Origin of the sequence: Chryseobacterium arachidis (assembly GCF_900129245.1) — a bacterium.
Classification (GTDB): domain Bacteria; phylum Bacteroidota; class Bacteroidia; order Flavobacteriales; family Weeksellaceae; genus Chryseobacterium; species Chryseobacterium arachidis.
In genome coordinates, this window is the sequence record NZ_FQUT01000006.1 from 176,364 (window position 1) to 194,438 (window position 18,075).

15 protein-coding genes and 1 riboswitch are annotated in these 18,075 nt (G+C 36.6%); of the genes, 4 read left to right on the top strand and 11 right to left on the bottom strand.

Going from position 1 to position 18,075, the window contains the following annotated elements:
* Positions 1-74 precede the first annotated feature (74 nt).
* Positions 75-178, bottom strand: a riboswitch (SAM riboswitch).
* A gap of 800 nt (positions 179-978) precedes the next feature.
* Together BUA89_RS12995 and BUA89_RS13000 are read left to right on the top strand one after the other, a co-directional pair.
* Positions 979-1,986: an alpha/beta fold hydrolase gene (locus BUA89_RS12995; RefSeq protein ID WP_072958493.1), complete on the top strand. Its 1,008-nt coding sequence runs from the start codon at positions 979-981 to the stop codon at positions 1,984-1,986.
* 136 nt (positions 1,987-2,122) lie between these two features.
* Positions 2,123-2,554 carry an organic hydroperoxide resistance protein gene (locus tag BUA89_RS13000; RefSeq protein ID WP_072958496.1) on the top strand — a complete coding sequence of 144 codons (432 nt, stop codon included), beginning with the start codon at positions 2,123-2,125 and terminating at the stop codon, positions 2,552-2,554.
* 158 nt (positions 2,555-2,712) lie between these two features.
* Here the strand turns inward: BUA89_RS13000 and BUA89_RS13005 are convergent, their stop codons facing one another.
* On the bottom strand, positions 2,713-4,785 hold the full coding sequence (locus BUA89_RS13005) for a T9SS type A sorting domain-containing protein (RefSeq protein ID WP_072958500.1): 2,073 nt from the start codon (positions 4,783-4,785) through the stop codon (positions 2,713-2,715).
* Positions 4,786-4,934: 149 nt separating this feature from the next.
* Here BUA89_RS13005 and BUA89_RS13010 point away from each other — a divergent pair, with 149 nt between their 5' ends.
* Positions 4,935-5,804, top strand: a complete 870-nt coding sequence (locus BUA89_RS13010) for a helix-turn-helix transcriptional regulator (protein WP_072958504.1) — start codon at positions 4,935-4,937, stop codon at positions 5,802-5,804.
* Positions 5,805-5,902: 98 nt separating this feature from the next.
* Here the strand turns inward: BUA89_RS13010 and BUA89_RS13015 are convergent, their stop codons facing one another.
* On the bottom strand, positions 5,903-6,199 hold the full coding sequence (locus tag BUA89_RS13015; protein ID WP_178362459.1) for a hypothetical protein: 297 nt from the start codon (positions 6,197-6,199) through the stop codon (positions 5,903-5,905).
* A 187-nt stretch (positions 6,200-6,386) separates the two neighbouring features.
* Positions 6,387-7,994 carry a fumarate hydratase gene (locus BUA89_RS13020; protein ID WP_072958507.1) on the bottom strand — a complete coding sequence of 536 codons (1,608 nt, stop codon included), beginning with the start codon at positions 7,992-7,994 and terminating at the stop codon, positions 6,387-6,389.
* Between the two features lie 202 nt (positions 7,995-8,196).
* Between BUA89_RS13020 and fumC the strand changes: the two genes are divergently transcribed.
* Complete coding sequence (gene fumC, locus BUA89_RS13025; protein ID WP_072958510.1) at positions 8,197-9,591, top strand: class II fumarate hydratase; 1,395 nt, start codon at positions 8,197-8,199, stop codon at positions 9,589-9,591.
* Between the two features lie 259 nt (positions 9,592-9,850).
* On the opposite strand, the gene BUA89_RS13030 is transcribed toward fumC, so the two are convergent.
* The 8 genes from BUA89_RS13030 to BUA89_RS13065 form a co-directional block, all read right to left on the bottom strand.
* Positions 9,851-10,888, bottom strand: a complete 1,038-nt coding sequence (locus BUA89_RS13030; RefSeq protein ID WP_072958512.1) for an outer membrane beta-barrel protein — start codon at positions 10,886-10,888, stop codon at positions 9,851-9,853.
* A gap of 27 nt (positions 10,889-10,915) precedes the next feature.
* A complete protein-coding gene (locus BUA89_RS13035) occupies positions 10,916-11,539 on the bottom strand; it encodes a hypothetical protein (RefSeq protein ID WP_072958515.1) in 624 nt (207 codons plus the stop codon).
* On the bottom strand, positions 11,526-12,086 hold the full coding sequence (locus tag BUA89_RS13040; RefSeq protein WP_072958520.1) for an RNA polymerase sigma factor: 561 nt from the start codon (positions 12,084-12,086) through the stop codon (positions 11,526-11,528). The genes BUA89_RS13035 and BUA89_RS13040 overlap by 14 nt, the downstream gene beginning before the upstream one ends.
* Positions 12,087-12,227: 141 nt before the next feature.
* Complete coding sequence (locus BUA89_RS13045) at positions 12,228-13,046, bottom strand: T9SS type A sorting domain-containing protein (protein WP_072958523.1); 819 nt, start codon at positions 13,044-13,046, stop codon at positions 12,228-12,230.
* Positions 13,047-13,207: 161 nt separating this feature from the next.
* The gene (locus BUA89_RS13050) at positions 13,208-14,428 is read right to left on the bottom strand and encodes a cysteine desulfurase (protein WP_072958526.1); all 1,221 of its coding nucleotides are present in this window, start codon (positions 14,426-14,428) and stop codon (positions 13,208-13,210) included.
* Between the two features lie 360 nt (positions 14,429-14,788).
* A complete protein-coding gene (locus BUA89_RS13055; protein WP_072958529.1) occupies positions 14,789-15,436 on the bottom strand; it encodes a 50S ribosomal protein L25/general stress protein Ctc in 648 nt (215 codons plus the stop codon).
* A gap of 56 nt (positions 15,437-15,492) precedes the next feature.
* Complete coding sequence (locus tag BUA89_RS13060; protein ID WP_072958532.1) at positions 15,493-16,431, bottom strand: ribose-phosphate pyrophosphokinase; 939 nt, start codon at positions 16,429-16,431, stop codon at positions 15,493-15,495.
* Positions 16,432-16,515: 84 nt separating this feature from the next.
* Entirely contained in the window at positions 16,516-18,069 is a 1,554-nt protein-coding gene (locus tag BUA89_RS13065; protein WP_072958533.1) for a G-D-S-L family lipolytic protein, read from the bottom strand.
* Positions 18,070-18,075: the final 6 nt, after the last annotated feature.

Sequence of the window (18,075 nt, forward strand, 5' to 3'; positions counted from 1 at the left end):
TAATTAATAATTGTCTGCAGTAACGCAAACCCAAAAGACCGTCAAGAAAATGGAATAATATAGAATATTGACTTCACTTATCTTCCCCCAAATCGGGTTGGAATTAGCACCTTTACACAAGAGATGTCGGTTGCTAAGGTTTCACAGGGCCAATTCCCTCCACCTTTCTTGATAAATCTACTGCAAAAGTAGACTAATAATTTTAATTGACAAAAAACTGATGGTCTTTTGAATTTTTATCCATTGATTTTTTGTGAATAAAATGTGGATAACACGTGAATTACCTATTAGCAAGCAGTGAATCACATGTTAATTATCAAAAACAATCTCATAAAAAAACCTTTTTTAATGTGAATAAAATATGGATAACGTATGAATAAGCTATTGGCAAGCCATTGAAAACCCTGAATTTTGATGTGGACAACCCTGTGAACAATGTATTGAAAAGCTATTAATAACCCGTGAATAAACATCAATTTCAATGCTTATAAAACATGAATTAACAAAAATACCTTGCTTTCTCCATCTTATTTATCAATAGTTTCAGACTTATCCACAAGCTATTTCACAATCTTTTTCTCAATTAAAATTATCGTATCTGATTATAAATAAACCGAATATAAATTCAACGAATAATTTAGTTTTACATTTCTTTTTTCAATTTAAATAAATCAATCTTTTTCCACTTTCTTTTCCCAATAAAGATAATTTCATTTTGAGCTTTAAAGCCAAGAAATTTTTACCCTATTTTTTTTCATAAGGTTATCCACAATTTTATGTGAAAATTTGTCAGCAAGTTTATTTATTGTGGATAACATTGAATTTTTTTAATATCTAAATATTCCCAATCTAACTACAATAGATTAAGATCAGGTTTTGTCTGACTCAGGATTGAAATTGTCCGTTTAACCTTGTTTTTAATAGGCTTCAGATAAGCGTCTTTTTACCTTTGATCCATCAAATTAAAAATCAATTATTATGTTCACTCAGTCAAACAACTCACAGATTTATTTTATCAGAAAATATTTATTTAGCGCCTTGCTTCTGCTAATATTCAATATCGGATTTAATGCACAACAGACTAATAATTCATTAGGAACTTTAAAACAAATTAACGCAGGCGTCCTGAATGTAGGCTACACAGAAGCAGGATCTCCTGACGGAACTCCGGTGATTCTACTTCACGGATGGCCTTATGATATCCATAGCTACGAGGAAGTTGTTCCGTTGCTCACCGCCAAAGGCTACAGAGTGATAACCCCTTACCTAAGAGGCTTTGGAAGCACAAAATTCTTATCTGAAAAAACCATGAGAAATGGCCAGCAGGCAGCAGTTGCCAGTGATATTATTGCTTTAATGGATGCTTTGAAAATCGACAAAGCCATTATTGGAGGCTTCGACTGGGGCGCAAGAACTGCCGATGTGATGGCTGCACTCTGGTCCAACCGGGTAAAAGGTCTGGTTTCCGTAAGCGGATATTTAATCACCAATCTTGAAGCGAATAAAAAACCGCTTCCTCCAAATACTGAACTAGGCTGGTGGTATCAATATTATTTCTCTACCGAGCGTGGCGAAAAAGGATACAAAGACAATACCTATGAGTTTAACAAGCTGATATGGAAAACCGCTTCGCCACTTTGGAATTTCAGTAAAGAGACTTATGACCAAACCGCACAATCTTTCAAAAATCCGGATCATGTGGCCATTGTTATACACAATTACCGATGGAGGCTGTCATTGGCTAAGGGAGAGAAAAAATATGACGAATTAGAGAAAAAACTTCAGACAAGACCTGTTATTACAGTTCCGACGGTTACCATCAGCAGTGATTTTGACGGGGCTACGATCGACGGAAGCGCTTACAGAGACAGATTTACCGGAAAATATTCACATAAAATCTTAAAAGGAATCGGGCATAATGTTCCACAGGAAGCCCCTCAGTCTTTTGCCGATGCTATTATTGAAGCAGACAGTTATTCAAAATAAATTTTATTGTCAATAATACCTTTTTAAGACTTCAAATTGTCCACTTCACTCATATTCTTATTTCAAAAATTATTAAACGTAACTAATTTTGAATCATCATTTTAAACCAATTACTAACAATTTAAATATTCTAAAAATGAAAAATAATCAAACTTTACAGGCAGAAAAAGTATTATACACAGGAAAAACGCACACTACAGGAGGCAGAGAGGGATTTTCTAAAAGTTCGGACAACCAACTCGACATTAAGCTGTCAACTCCAGGAGGTACAGAACCGGGAACCAACCCTGAACAACTCTTCGCAGCAGGCTGGTCTGCTTGTTTTATCGGAGCTTTGGGAATTGCGGCAAGAAAAAGAAAAATCAGACTTTCTACTGAAACCGCTGTGGATGCAGAAGTAGACCTTTGTATGAGTGACGATGCTTATTTTTTACAGGCACGATTAAATATCAGCCTTCCCGGAATTGACACGGAAACTGCAAAATTATTAGCTGAAGAAGCACACCAAACCTGCCCATATTCTAAAATGTCGCGAGGAAATATTCATGTAGAGATTAATATCATCTAAGCTTTCAATTATTTTCATCCTTTTATTTTCTTATGTTAAAAAGTATCGGCGATGTCCTTTGGACATCGCCGATACTTCTATGTAATTTAAATGAACTGAATATTTAAAATAAAAGACTCCTTTCAAAGCCTTTTATTCATCAATCAAATATGTGGAAATTAATTCTTAACCACTTTTTTCGAGAACGTCTTCCCGTTTTTCAATTTTAATTCTACAATATAAACTCCGTTAGGAAGTCCTTGCATATTAATCTGTTTATCTGAAAACTGCATATTTACTTTTTGCCCAACAACATTGATAACATTTACAGACTCTATCGAAGAATCTGTTCTAATATTAAGAATTCCATTTGTTGGATTTGGATAAATACCGATGGAATTTGCCTTACTATTCAGATCCGAAGTTCCTAATCCTGTGGAAACATCCTTTGTACATCTTACCGATTCTCCCTGACCTCTCGGACCTCCTGAAGCCGGCGTAATAATAGTTCCTCCCACATACATGAATCTTCCGCCACTGGTTGAAGTTTCCGAACTCCAGAAATACCCTCTTTGTCCTACAAAATTGAAGCCTCCACTCGTATTACTTCTCACTCCCCCTGCCGGCAGCTTCAAATGACTTGCGTAAGCTGAAGCCGGATTATTCATTGAATAATTATTGGCAATGGTTACCCATTCTGCCGAAGTAGGAAGCCTCCACCCCTGTCCGATTGCCTTACAAGGATCTACTCCAACCGCCTGACCAGCTGCCGCTGACGAAGCTGCCGTCCATGTATCACTTGTCGCATTGCTGCCCCACCAAGAATCCGTACCGGATCCGATGATAAATTTGTCAGTTCCCGATAATCCATCCGGAGAATTCGGAGAGGAAGCAACTGAGGTAAGAGAATTTCTTACCTGATGACCATCATCCCATCTCCCCCACTGGAAAAGATCTCCATAAGAATCTGCATCATCAAAAGAAGTTGCCACTTTGGAACTTCCTAAATTCTGCTGAAGCCAGATTCTCCCATCTGCACATCTTACTGTGGTATAGGTAACCGACTGACCTCTATAAGTAAATGTTACGCAACCTAAATCTCCGGCATTATTTCCCGGATCCGTATTGCTACACGTTTGCGTTGGAACCGGTAAAGAAATTCTTTTCACCTTTGTCCCATCCTGGGTATACGTCAATACCAGATAATTATTTGCATTATCTACTGCTAAATCATTGTATGCCGCCTGACCGTCAGAAATAAAATCTCCACCAAAAGTCGCCCAGGTATTAGATCCCGCGTCTAATTTAAACGCTGTATTTTTTAAGAAATTATCATCTTCCCAACGGCTTGCCACTACATAAGGAGCACCCGCAGCAGTAACCGCCAAAGCTACGTGCTGAACTCTTCCCGATGAGAAATAAGGATTTCCAACCTGTACCCAATTTGTGCCGTCGAATTTTTTTACATTTAATTTTGTTCCGTTTGCCGAGTTGGAAACATAGGCAACATATAGATTATTATTGGCATCGATTGCAATATCTGAAGTATACTGTTCGCCTGAAGACGCAGCATCTACCGTACTTCCTCCTACCAGATTCCAATTGTCTGAAGTTCCTGCACTGGCAGAATTTTCATACACTCTTACTCCGCCCGAAACATTACAGGTATACACTTTGTTGTTCGTTCCGATCACCATTTCTGCAAATGCAGCTCCGTTGGAAAAACCTGTATTTCCCACCTGCTCCCAAGCTCCGTTTACAAAACGCTGAACCGTTCCAGAATTATGAGTAGAATAGGTAAATAACACATTGGAAGATGAAACTGCTGAAGCCTGATAATTAATCGCACTTGTTACAGGACTTGGCAATTGCGTCCATGAAGTTCCGTTGAACTGTCGAACCTCCAGCCCCGTTCCCTGATTGGTATAATATAGATTCCCGTTTGGTGCCAAAGACAATGAATTGTACGTTGCATAGCTATTGGTAACTCCCGCAGAACCTCCTACATACGACCAGCTATTTCCGTCAAACAGCTGGACAGATCCTTTAGAAACCGAAAGATCATAATAAGAAAGATAATATTTTCCTGCAGTATCAACAACCAGATTATTAAAACTGCTTCCTCCTGCCGAAACAGTAGCCAGCCCTCCTACATTTTCCCATTGCTGGGCATATACATAGCTCCCTGCGATCGTCAACAGCCCTAATCCTGCGCCTAATTTACATACCGCAAAATGTAATTTTCTAAACATAACTAATATTATTTTTATTTATTCTAAATTATATTTAATTTTGCGCAAAATTAGTTCCCTTGTTTAACCTCAAGTTATCATTTCCGAACTTTTTGTTATCTCAGAATCAGCTTTATTTAAAATTGTACCATCCCATAAAAACTGTTCGTATGAAGGATCAATCTGATAGAGGATTATTGTTCAGATCCGAAGACATTAAAATTTTAATGCAGGAAAATTCGTATCCAGAAAAATTTTCAAGATCAAACATGATTGAGAGCAAATCGAGTTTTAATTTACTTTTTCTGCTGAGCCCGAATATTAATTTGGAAGCTCAGGACTGCGGATCGAAATTTTTATTTAAGAAAAATCAATACATTCTCCATTTTTCATCGGAAGAAAGTGCGGCAGAACTCTGGACAGAAAATCAGGAAATTATAAAATATCTTCAAATTCAGATTCATTATAATTACATTTTAAAACTCATCAATCCGGAAGAAAGTAAAGAGAATGCAGATATTCTGGAAAATATGATCCGAAATAATTATATTTTTCTCCACAAGCAAACGCCACCCTATATCACAGTTGAAATGCACATGATTTTGAGGGAAATAATCAGCTCTTCAAAAAAAGGAGTGATGCAGAAATTATTTGTAGAAGCGAAAATCATTAAACTTTTAATCCTTATGTTTGAACAGTTTGACGAAAAAAATACAGTTGAAGAAACCCCGAGAATTCCTTCAATGATCAAAAAATTTGTTGATGAAAATTATAATAAAAACATTAAAGTAGAAGAAATCGGAAAGCTGATCGGCATCAATCAAAATAAAATAAGAAAAGAATTCAAAGCCCAATACCATGTTACGGTAAGTGATTATATTGCAGACCTGAGAATGTTGAAAGCAAAAAAGTTAATCATCAATAAAGAAATTATGATTAAAGAAATTGCGATAGAATGCGGATATGAATACGTTCAGAATTTTACGCGCGCTTTCAAAAAGAAATTTGGCGTTTCTCCTGAAAAATTAAGAACGGAATAAAAAAGAAAAACCACTTAACAAAATTAAGTGGTTTATATATGTTGTTTTGCTTTGATATTACTTTTTCAGAATTCAGGTGAAAAAGCAATGACAATCAATTAATGATGTCCGTGACTATCATGACCGTGGTCATGTAAGAAAGGGCCGTGACCTTTAGGTTCGTTGTAGATCACCTCTACACCTTCCTGTTCTGTAAGCAACTTGCTTCTGATATCTTCCGGATCAAAAGGCTTGATTTTCCCGAAATACTCTTTCAAACCTTCAGTCAACCACATAGGAATTACCAATCCGAAGAACATGAAAATACACCAGAATCCTACTAGGAACATCGTTACGAAGAAAATCGTCCAAAGGAACTGGTAAAACGGCCAAAATGCTGATAAAATCGTTATCATTTTTCTTAAAGATTTTAGGCAAAAATAGGACTTTTTATTTTTTTACACAAAAGATACAAGCCCTATTTTGTTATTTATTTTAATTTTAATTAAAAAAGACTAAAGATAATAGACAAATACATGATAGATTAATTATCCCTGTATCCTCTTTTGCCTATTTTCTATCCGTATGTTATCTTTTCTATTCTTAATGCGCTAGATCAGCAAAGAAGTCATTTCCTTTATCATCGGTAATGATAAACGCCGGGAAATCTTTCACTTCGATTTTTCTTACCGCTTCCATTCCTAATTCAGGGAAATCAACCACCTCAACAGACAAAATGTTGTCCTTTGCCAAAATTGCAGCCGGACCTCCGATTGATCCGATGTAGAAACCTCCATATTTTTTGCAGGCATTGGTAACGTCTTTCGTCCTGTTCCCTTTTGCCAGCATCACCATACTTCCGCCGTGGCTTTGGAATTCATCAACATAAACGTCCATTCTTCCTGCCGTAGTAGGCCCAAAACTTCCTGAAGCCATTCCTTCCGGAGTTTTCGCAGGACCTGCGTAATAAATCGGGTGATTTTTAAAATACTCAGGCATTGGCTGTCCGGCATCCAACAATTCTTTAATCTTTGCGTGAGCAATATCTCTTGCAACAATTAAAGTTCCGTTTAATTTTAATCTTGTTTTGATAGGATATTTTGAAAGTTCTGCTAAAATATCAGACATCGGCTGATTTAGATTGATTTCAACCGCTTCTTCCAAATGTGGTGGTGTTGCAGGCAAAAATCTCTTCGGATCCTGTTCCAATTGCTCTAAGAAAATACCTTCTCTGGTAATTTTTCCTTTGATATTTCTGTCTGCTGAACAGGAAACTCCCATTCCTACCGGGCAAGAAGCCGCATGACGAGGCAATCTGATTACCCTAACGTCGTGAGTTAAATATTTCCCGCCAAACTGAGCTCCAATCGCACTTTCCTGGCAGATTTTCTGAACTTTCGCTTCCCATTCCAGATCTCTGAAAGCCTGTCCAGCTTCGTTTCCTTCTGTCGGAAGATTATCGTAATATTTTGCAGATGCTTTTTTTACAGCCGCTAAATTGGCTTCAGCAGAGGTTCCACCGATAACCAACGCCAAGTGATATGGCGGACAAGCAGCCGTTCCCAGATCTGAGATTTTCTCTTTAATAAATTCTTCCAAAGATTTTTCGTTCAGTAAAGATTTTGTCTTTTGATAAAGGAAAGTTTTGTTGGCAGAACCTCCTCCTTTTGTTAAAAATAAAAACTCGTAATAATCTCCTTTTTTAGCATAAATATCAATCTGCGCGGGAAGATTGGATCCTGAATTTTTCTCATCAAACATCGTTAAAGGAACCACCTGAGAATATCTTAAGTTTCTTTTTTGATAGGTATTGTAGATTCCTTTGCTTAAATATTCACCGTCATCAACGCCTGTGTAAACATTTTCACCTTTTTTACCCATCACAATCGCCGTTCCTGTATCCTGACAAGAAGGCAAAGCGCCTTCCACAGCCACCGCTGCGTTTTGCAACAAATTATACGCAACGAATCTGTCGTTATCAGTCGCTTCAGGATCGTCGATAATTCTTCTCAAACTTTCAAGATGCGAAGAACGAAGCATAAAGGAAACATCTGCCATTGCTTCCTCCGCGAGAAGCTCAAGACCTTTCGGATCGACAGTTAAAATTTCTCTGTCTCCTAGTTTTTCAACTTTTACATACTTTGAAGTAAGCTTCTTATACACCGTATCATCCTTAAGAATCGGATACGGATCCTGATATTTAAAATCCATTCTACTTTCAATTTTTACGGTGCAAAAATACGGCTTACAGAAAAAAACATGAGCAAAATCAGTGATTTAGATTGATATTTATAATGATTATAAATTGCATGAGTTTAAAGCATTGTTTAACTTTATCAATTGAGAATGAGGTTGAGGTTGAGACTAATCTTATCCCAAACCTCAACCTAAACCTTAACAAAACAATTTCACAATGAATTACAGAATAGAAAAAGACACCATGGGTGAAGTGCAGGTTCCTGCTGATAAATTTTGGGGTGCACAGACAGAACGTTCAAGAAACAATTTCAAAATCGGCCCAGAAGGTTCTATGCCACAGGAGATTATTGAGGCATTTGCTTATTTAAAAAAAGCAGCCGCATTTACCAATACGGATTTAGGAGTTCTTTCCGCTGAAAAAAGAGATATGATCGGAAAAGTCTGCGACGAAATCTTAGAAGGAAAATTAAACGATCAGTTTCCTTTGGTGATCTGGCAAACCGGTTCGGGAACTCAATCGAACATGAACGTAAATGAAGTCATTGCCAATCGTTCGCACGTAAATGCCGGAGGAAATCTCGGAGACAAAACAGAAGTTCATCCGAATGATGATGTGAATAAATCTCAGTCGTCAAACGATACTTATCCAACTGCAATGCATATCGCTGCTTACAAAAAAGTAGTAGAGGTAACCATTCCTGCGGTTGAGAAACTAAAAAATACGTTGAACGAAAAAGCAGAAGCTTTTAAAGACATTGTAAAAATCGGGAGAACGCATTTGATGGATGCAACGCCTTTAACTTTAGGCCAGGAATTTTCAGGATATGTTGCCCAGTTGAATTACGGAATTAAAGCATTAAAAAACACATTACCCCATCTTTCTGAGCTGGCTTTGGGAGGAACAGCAGTGGGAACAGGTTTAAATACACCTCAAGGTTATGACGTAAAAGTAGCAGAATATATTGCAAAATTCACGAATCTTCCTTTTGTAACCGCTGAAAATAAATTCGAAGCATTGGCTGCGCACGATGCCATTGTAGAATCTCACGGAGCTCTAAAGCAATTGGCGGTTTCTTTATATAAAATTGCTCAGGATATAAGATTATTAGCTTCTGGCCCTCGTTCGGGAATCGGGGAAATTCATATTCCTGAAAATGAGCCGGGCTCTTCTATTATGCCGGGAAAAGTAAATCCTACACAAAATGAAGCGATGACGATGGTTTGCGCTCAGGTTTTAGGGAATGACACCACGATTTCTTTTGCAGGAACTCAGGGAAATTATGAGCTGAATGTTTTCAAACCGGTGATGGCTTACAATTTCTTGCAGTCTGCACAGTTAATTGCTGATGCATGTATTTCATTTAATGATCATTGCGCGGTGGGAATTGAGCCGAATCATGAGAGAATCAAAGAATTGGTTGATAAATCACTGATGTTGGTAACCGCTTTGAACACGCATATCGGCTATGAAAATGCAGCAAAAATTGCAAAAACCGCCCATAAAAACGGAACAACTTTAAAAGAAGAAGCTATCAATCTCGGACTTTTAACTGCTGAACAATTTGATGAGTGGGTAAAACCTGAAGATATGGTGGGAAGTTTGAAATAGATTTTTCTATTTATTAAACTATATGTTAATAAAACCCTGGAGCAGTCCGGGGTTTCTCTTGATAAAGATTTTAGAAAAACAAAAAGATCGGGAAATACTCCCCGACCTTTTATCAATTTATCTATGAATGTTAATGTGAAGTTTTATAACTTTCTTAATACTATTGTTTTGAAAAATTATTATTTTTCCGGTTATATTCCAAAATTAGGTCGTCTGATATTAGTTTTTAATCCTCTTAAATGTAATAAAAATAGTTATTCTACTCGAATCCAATGCTTAATCCAAACACCAAAGCTTTGTCATTTTTGAAATAGCTGTCTTTGAAATAATTGCTGAAATCTCTCTTCACAAAAAGGCTTATATTGTCATAGGATACGGTAAACTGAGCGCCATATACAAACGGATTTACCTGATAATTCCCTCTGTGTCTCAGCTCTGCCTCATTTCCTTTGATGATATTATTGGTAGACATCTGCACACCTCCGTAAACATTGGCCCCAACTTTAAAGCCTTCATAGCAATTTCTGTATTTGATATCCATTCCGGCATCTTTAACCTTCGAAAAATTATACTGAATCCCAAGCGGAACCATGATATATCCCGTTCTAAGCTTATTTTTATCCAGACTTCCTGAATATTTTTCTAAATAAATCCCATTATCGGCATCTTTAGCAAAAACCATATCGTTGTCTGTACGAACTGTTCTCCATGAAAAGCCCAAACCGGAAGTTAACGCCCAAGAACTTGTTCTTGTGAATTGATAATGAAGTTTTAGTCCAAATTCAAGGTTGTTGGCATATCCGATATTTTTATCCAACTCATTATCCGGAAGATCATTAGTCAGCGTCATAATTCCATAAGAAAAATATCCTGTAACACTTCTTGCCGGACGAAATTTCTTCAGAAGTTTTGCTTTAATCTCTTCATTGGAAGTCACATCTGAATTAAGAAGCGAATATTTCACCTGCTTCTGGATTACAGAATCCAAATCGAATCCAAGACTTTCTATTCTCTGGTCTATCTTTTCCGAATAACGGTCTGCAACTTGTGCTTTTTCTTTATCAAATTCAGTCTTATCGAGATTTTTAGCCTGAAGAACCTTCAGCTCCTCCTCCATCAGCTTTTTCTCTTCCTGAATAATGGTATTGATTTTAGCAGCATACTCTTCTACTTTTTCTTTGACGATGGGGCTTACCTCAGTTTCTTTTTTAGAGCTAAGGCTTATTTTCAATTTTTTCTGCGCAAAGGATGCCGAAAATAGGCACACGCATCCCATCAGGATAAATTTCTTGATCATGTACTTGTTTTTTATCGTTAAAAAAGGCTATTTTATATTCAGATCGATGGTCGCAACATTGCTTCCGTCTTTGGTTTTTTCAATTACATCTTTGTGCTCAACAGAGAATAACAATGTAGAAGGATCTATATATTTTTTCTTTCTGGCAGGAACTTTTGCAGAATCTATACTCGCTATAATTTTTGTAGGTTGCGAGTACGATATTTCAGGCAACGCTTCTATTTTATTTTCCCGATAAGCAGGAACACTCACTTTTTTTTCTTCAACAGCAATGGGCAAAGCCTTATTTTCTTTCTTACCGGAAGGTAAATTGTCTTTTATTTCTGTCGGAGTTTCCTGATTCTTCACCAATATCGGAGTTTCATCTTTTTCAGGAATGATAAAATTTTCTTCTAAAGACTTATCTCCCTTTTTTACCATCTGAGATCTTACCTCTATCGTTTTCTTATTGGAGAAAAACAAAACAGCTCCCAGGCTAACTGTCAAAACGAGACATGCCGCCATCAGATACCAGTTCAATTTAGCCTTTTTTGAATCAGTATTTTCAGTGTGAGACTGAATTTCGCTCCACAGATCTCTAGAAGGATCTATTTCCCTTTCATCAATCTGCTTTTTTATCTGATATTCAAGATTATTTTTAGACGTGTTCATTTTTCAGTTTTTTTTGTTGTTGAAAGTAGATCTTTCTCAGTTTCTCTTTTGCTCTGAAGAGTTGGGTTTTGCTTACTGCCAAAGAAATATTCAGTGTCTCTGCAATTTCCTGATGCGAATATTCTTCTATTACATAAAGGTTAAAAACCATTCTGTAAGGATCCGGAAGCTGATCTAAAAGATCCTGTGCATTAAAATCAAAGTCCAAATTTTCTTCCTGAATTTCCTCAAGATAAGATTGGTTGATGTCATCGAGGTAAAATACCGTTTTATGGCTTTTGATAAAATTAAGACATTCGTTCACCACGATTCTCCTTGCCCAGCCCTCAAAGCTGCCTTCACCACGAAAACTTTCTATACTTTTAAAAATTTTGCAGAACGCCTTGATAAGACAATCTTCTGCCTGATACAAATCATTGATATAGCTCCTGCTTACACTTAAAAATTTCTTTACATTCTGATCATAAAAAATTTTCTGGGCAGCCGGATCCTGCCTCTTCAGGCGGGTGAGCAAATCGTCTTTTTTATTTCCGAACAGAAGCTTCATAATTATTTTGTTTCTATTAGTAAGACAATACAAAACTGAAAAGGTTACACATTTTGAAAAAAAAATTTTCTTTTTTAAATTTTTTCAAAGGTAAATCTTTGAAAAACAAAAAAGCTTCTGATTTTCAGAAGCTTTCAAACTTTATTGTTTTATTATTTTTTTTCGTGTTATTTCTTTATCATTTGTAATGAGAATGATATAAGTTCCTTTTGGGAGATCTGATATATTATATCCATCTGATTTTCCTTCCACTGTTTTTATAAGTTTTCCAGACATATCAGTTACAGAAATCTTTGTGACTGATTTTATATCTGATCTAATGTAAAAATTATCTTTTACAGGATTGGGATAAACCTCGAACTGATCTTTAAGTAAAATATCTGATGTCGCTAAAACGTTTCCTGAAGTAATTGTAATATCATCCATAACAAAACCATAAGAATAGTCTCCTACATCGTTATATATAAATCTTAACCTAAAATTAGCATTAACATAAGGAGTCAAATCAATATTAGAAGCCAAACTATAAGCATTAATTATATATTTAAATGTATTAAAATCAATACCCCAAGTTCCGGAAGTACCTGAGGTTGTAAAAATCTGTACCCAAGAAGTTCCGTTGAATGCTTCAACTTTCATCGTTGAATTAAGATTATAAATCATGTTAGCATATTTAAAAGATAACTTCGGATTCGCAACTCCTGATAGGCTAATCATTGGTGAAACTAATCTTGCGTCGGGATTAATACTTCCCGGCCCCGCATTATTATCATCAAAAAAAGCATTTCCACTAGAGAAATTTGCAAAACTGTTTTGGCTTCCCACTCCCCAATTAAAGGAAGTATTCGCATTACTTACCGTCCATCCTGTAGGTAATACTCCTCCATTAAAGTTTTCTGAAAATACCTGCGCATTGCTAAGGCTAGAGGACAATAAAAAGAGTAGTAAATTTTTTTTCATGGTACAAGTTTTTAAATCTTCATTAAAATTACTTATTTATGAGTGAATAAAATTCAATTTTAGATTAAAAAACATCATAATTTGAATATTTTATTTTAAAGCAATAAAAACACCTCCGAAATAAGAGGTGTTGCTTATATTACTGTTATTGAATAATTTGCTTAACCAAGCATTCTCTGTGCTTTTTTCACACCTTCAATTAAAATATCAATTTCCTCAAAAGTATTGTAAACCGCAAAACTGGCTCTTACCGTTCCTGCAATGTTAAAAAAGTTCATGATGGGTTGTGTACAGTGATGCCCGGTTCTTACGGCAACTCCTAATTTATCCAGGATCATTCCTACATCCGAAGCAATCCCGATTCCTTCTAAGTTGAAAGAAACAACCCCTGTTCTGTTGGCTTTTTCACCGTAAATTTTAATTCCTTCCAATTCCAAAAGATGCCTTTGAGCATATTCCAACAAAGCATTTTCATGATTTTGGATATTCTCCTGTCCTACTTTCTGAATAAAATCTACAGCAGCTCCCAAAGCAATATTTCCACCTACGTTTGGAGTTCCTGCTTCATATTTAAAAGGTAAACCTGCATAAGTCGTTCCGTCAAAAGAGCACGTTGCAATCATTTCTCCTCCTCCATGGAATGGTGGCAAATCTTCAAGAATTTCCTGTTTTCCGTATAAAATTCCTGTTCCCATCGGCGCATACATTTTATGACCTGAGAAAACGAAGAAATCGCAGTCCATTTTCTGAGCATCGATGGTAAAGTGAGGAGCAGATTGCGCTCCGTCAATGACAATGTATGCTTTTGTATTTTTTCTTGTTCTTGCAATAATTTCCTCGATTGGGTTTACTATCCCCAACGCATTAGAAACCTGATTCACAGAAACAACCTTCGTTTTTTCACTTAAAAATTCATCAAATTTATCAAGCTGAAGAATTCCGTTTTCGTCGATCGGAATGACTCTTAATTTTGCCCCCGTTCTTTCACAAAGCATTTGCCACGGAACGATGTTTGAATGATGCTCCAGATAAGAAATGATGATTTCATCGTCCTTTTTTAATTGTTGAGTTAAAATATAAGCGATGAGGTTTAATCCTTCTGTAGTTCCTTTTGTAAAAATTACTTCAAAATCATTTTTAGCATTGATGAATTTCTGGATTTTTCTTCTGGAAAGTTCCATTTCTTCCGTTGCTAATTGGCTTAATGTATGAATTCCTCTATGTACGTTAGCGTTGAGTTCTGTGTAATATTTGTTCCAAACTTCCAAAACTGAATTTGGCTTCTGAGATGTCGCCGCATTATCTAAGTAAACCAAAGGCTTACCGTTCACCTGCCTGTCTAATATAGAAAACTGACTTCTGATTTCCTGAATGTCAAACATTTATTAAAATTTTAAATTAAAACGTTCTTATTTAGAACTCTTCAAATTTACGGCTTTTTTTCGGATTGTGGCTGATGAGAGACGGCTGTCTGTTGATAGAAAGATTCGATGTGAGATATGCCTTATGCTTTTAAGGCTAAAGATCGATGGAATGGAGATTTTTATGATAATATTTTTAGTTCACTAAAGCGTTTCACTCAGCAAATGACAACAATGCTAGTTCTTTTTGACTCCTTTTTAAGCTCACAGAGTCGTTTCACTTATAAAGGATACCAAGATTTGAACTCATACTATTTCTTTTGTATCATAAAAAAAACCTGCCAAAAATTGACAGGTTTTATATTTTTAAATAAGTAATCCTTATTCTGCTGCAGTTGTTTCTTCTGCTGCTGGAGCTGCACCTTCTTCAGTTGCAACTTCTTCTTCATCCTCATCATCCTGCATTGCTGCACCACCTTTCATTGCATTTCTAGACATCTTAACAGCTACAACAACTGCATTGTCTGGGTGCATGAAAGAATATCCTTCTGTTTTGATAGCTCCGATGTAAAGTTTGTTACCGATTCTTAATGGAGTAACATCTACAACGATCTCATCTGGCAAGTTAGCAGGGATAGCTTTTACTTTCAATTTTCTGAAAGACTGACGAAGAACACCACCAGCTACAACACCTTTAGAACGACCAGTAATTCTTACAGGAACTTCCATGATAACTGGCTTATCGTCAGCTAGTTGATAGAAATCTGCGTGAAGAATTTTGTCTGTAATCGGGTGAAACTGAATATCCTGAAGAACAGCCGGAATTGTTTGACCATCAACCTCAATAGATACCGTGTGTGCTTCAGGAGTGTATACTAAACCTTTGAATGCTTTCTCTTCTGCAGAGAAGTTCAAAGGAGCTTCACCTCCGTAAACAACACAAGGAACTAATTCAGCATCACGTAAAGCTTTTGTAGACTTTTTGCCCACGCTTTCTCTTTTTGTACCTTGAATTGTAATAGATTTCATTTATAAAAAATTTAAAAAATTGTTTCTTTTTTAATTTGCAAAACTTTAATTATCAATTAAATAACAAACTTACTGCTAATTGATCTGTGCTCATGAACCATCTTCATAACGTCCGCAAATAATGGGGCGCAAGATAGCACTTTTATTTTAGATGACAAATTATTTTTCACAGGAATTGAGTCAGTTACAATAACTTCCAACAATTTTGAATTTTCAATATTGTCGTAAGCCTTTCCTGAAAGTACCCCGTGAGTTGCCATAGCTCTTACAGATTTTGCTCCTTTTTCCATTAAGATGTCTGCCGCTTTGCAAAGTGTACCTGCTGTGTCAATCATATCATCAATAAGGATAACGTTCTTTCCTACAACGTCTCCGATAAGGAACATTTCTTCTACAACGTTTGCCTTTTTTCTTTCTTTGTAAGCAATTACTACGTCTGCCCCTAAGTGGCCTGCGTAATTTTTCGCTCTTTTTGCACCTCCCATATCCGGAGAAGCGATGGTAAGGTTCTCAAGATTTAATTCTCTGATATAATCAACAAAAATAGTAGATGCGTATAAGTGATCTACCGGAATTTCGAAGAATCCCTGGATCTGATCTGCGTGAAGATCCATTGTCATGATTCTCGTAGCACCTGCTGCCGTTAAAAGATTTGCAACCAATTTTGCTCCGATGGGGGCTCTTGGCTTATCCTTTCTGTCTTGTCTCGCAAGCCCAAAGTAAGGAAGCACAACAGTGATGTTTTTAGCAGAAGCTCTTTTTGCAGCGTCAATCATTAAGAGAAGTTCTAATAAATTGTCTGCTGGAGGGAATGTAGATCCAATTAAGAAAACTCTTCCACCTCTTACAGATTCGTCCAAAACAGGTTCAAATTCCCCGTCGCTGAATGTCTGAAAGTTGATTTTTCCTAATTCCTGCCCATAATGTTGAGCAATTTTCTCTGCCAAGTCCATACTAGTCCTTGTAGAAAATAGATAAGTTAACTGATCGGCCATTTTTACTTTTTAAAGATTTTGCAAATTTAAAAAAAAACCACAAGAATCAATCCTGTGGTTTCTAAGTTTTTATTTTATCAATAATTATGGGAACGTTACTCCCGAATAATTATTTGGATTTACCTGTGGTAGTGTGGATTTGTATGTCGCATTTATGGATTTAATAAATTCATTCGCAATGATAGCATATCCTCTTCCCGTAAGATGTACTCCGTCTAAAGAAAAAGCACCTCCACTTACAAATTTAGCTGTATACTTTACACCATCCCAAGAGATTCCTGATTGAGAGCCAAGCTCATTCATTTTTTTATTTGCATCAACAAAAGCATATCCTTTTGCAGCTGCAGCGGCTTTAATTGTTACATTATAAGCATCAATAGCTGTATTAATCTCTGTAATCTCAGAAGGTATCAATACATATTTGTCTGCAAATGGATAAGCAACTCCTCTTGCTCCAAGACTTGCAGGAACTCCCGCAGGAACAGTTTCGAGTGTGCCAATCGCTGCTTTTGTAGTTAATGGCACTAAATCTCCCGGCTTTGCTTGTCGGGCTTGTCCATAAGTTGCTCCAAGATAAGCAGCCAAAGCAATTAGCTGAGTATTCCCTGAAGCTAATGCCGCCGCAGTAATTTGTGTATTTAAAGGTGTTAAACTTTCATCTTTAATAAGCAGTGGATTAGAAGCCGTCTTAGAAAGAGGTTTAATTCTGTCTCCAGCTCCTAAAGCCGTTAGAATCTGATTGAGAGGTCCATAAATATTTGTATTTAGGTTATCAATTGTAGCTTCTCCTATTGCTACATTTCCGTTTCCTAAAACAGCAGCCGTCAAAGGATTTGTGGGAATGGTAGTTAAAGAAGGAATAGATGTTACACTAGGAATATTAGCAATAACTCCTTTAGCATTTGTACTTGCAATCTCATTGATCAATAAATTATAATATTGGGCAAATTGAGCAGGTGGTGTTAAAGTCTCTGCAGATCCGTCAGCACCTGCCAAAGCATATAACAAAGCATCATTATTTCCAATCCACAAAGAGAAGAATGTGGGATTCTGAGCTTTAAAATCAGCAATAATAGATGTAGTCGGACTTGAAGCAAACCTTACGAAATAAGGATTTGCAGTTTTTGGAATTACCCCTGAAACGTTACCGTAACCGGGAGCCAATAAATGTGAAACTTTCGCTCCCGGGACTCCTAAATTGTTGAAAGGACCTGTAAGAACAGTATTTGTTACAGTAGTCGCAACACCTCCATTTGCATTTTTCAAATCAGGAGATCCATTAATAAAGCTGTCAATATATAGTTTGGTACTTGCAATCTGAACATTTGTGCTTCCCCCAACATTAAGAAGAAGCCCCCCATAATTATCAGGCATCATTGGCTGTTTGAAATCACCTCCTCCGACCAACTTCATCTGTGCTGCAATCATTGAAGGATAAGATTCATTTTGTCCGTCGCGATAAAGCGCCCCATCTCTATATCCTGATGTTAAAGAGTTTCCAAGAGAAACATATCTCGTAAAATCAGCTTCACCTTTAGTGACAACAACCTCGCTTACGTCTGTATCAAAATCATCCTCGCAACTCGTTGTAAAAAGAAGTGCGGAAATAGCGAATGTAGAAATTATAATTTTTTTCATAGTCTT

What these genes read in the sequence shown, in the direction of transcription:
- BUA89_RS12995 (WP_072958493.1), top strand. Translation starts at nt 979, where the DNA reads ATGTTCACTCAGTCAAACAACTCACAGATTTATTTTATCAGAAAATAT.
- BUA89_RS13000 (WP_072958496.1), top strand. Translation starts at nt 2,123, where the DNA reads ATGAAAAATAATCAAACTTTACAGGCAGAAAAAGTATTATACACAGGA.
- BUA89_RS13005 (WP_072958500.1), bottom strand. Translation starts at nt 4,785, where the DNA reads ATGTTTAGAAAATTACATTTTGCGGTATGTAAATTAGGCGCAGGATTA.
- BUA89_RS13010 (WP_072958504.1), top strand. Translation starts at nt 4,935, where the DNA reads ATGAAGGATCAATCTGATAGAGGATTATTGTTCAGATCCGAAGACATT.
- BUA89_RS13015 (WP_178362459.1), bottom strand. Translation starts at nt 6,199, where the DNA reads ATGATAACGATTTTATCAGCATTTTGGCCGTTTTACCAGTTCCTTTGG.
- BUA89_RS13020 (WP_072958507.1), bottom strand. Translation starts at nt 7,994, where the DNA reads ATGGATTTTAAATATCAGGATCCGTATCCGATTCTTAAGGATGATACG.
- fumC (WP_072958510.1), top strand. Translation starts at nt 8,197, where the DNA reads ATGAATTACAGAATAGAAAAAGACACCATGGGTGAAGTGCAGGTTCCT.
- BUA89_RS13030 (WP_072958512.1), bottom strand. Translation starts at nt 10,888, where the DNA reads ATGATCAAGAAATTTATCCTGATGGGATGCGTGTGCCTATTTTCGGCA.
- BUA89_RS13035 (WP_072958515.1), bottom strand. Translation starts at nt 11,539, where the DNA reads ATGAACACGTCTAAAAATAATCTTGAATATCAGATAAAAAAGCAGATT.
- BUA89_RS13040 (WP_072958520.1), bottom strand. Translation starts at nt 12,086, where the DNA reads ATGAAGCTTCTGTTCGGAAATAAAAAAGACGATTTGCTCACCCGCCTG.
- BUA89_RS13045 (WP_072958523.1), bottom strand. Translation starts at nt 13,046, where the DNA reads ATGAAAAAAAATTTACTACTCTTTTTATTGTCCTCTAGCCTTAGCAAT.
- BUA89_RS13050 (WP_072958526.1), bottom strand. Translation starts at nt 14,428, where the DNA reads ATGTTTGACATTCAGGAAATCAGAAGTCAGTTTTCTATATTAGACAGG.
- BUA89_RS13055 (WP_072958529.1), bottom strand. Translation starts at nt 15,436, where the DNA reads ATGAAATCTATTACAATTCAAGGTACAAAAAGAGAAAGCGTGGGCAAA.
- BUA89_RS13060 (WP_072958532.1), bottom strand. Translation starts at nt 16,431, where the DNA reads ATGGCCGATCAGTTAACTTATCTATTTTCTACAAGGACTAGTATGGAC.
- BUA89_RS13065 (WP_072958533.1), bottom strand. Translation starts at nt 18,069, where the DNA reads ATGAAAAAAATTATAATTTCTACATTCGCTATTTCCGCACTTCTTTTT.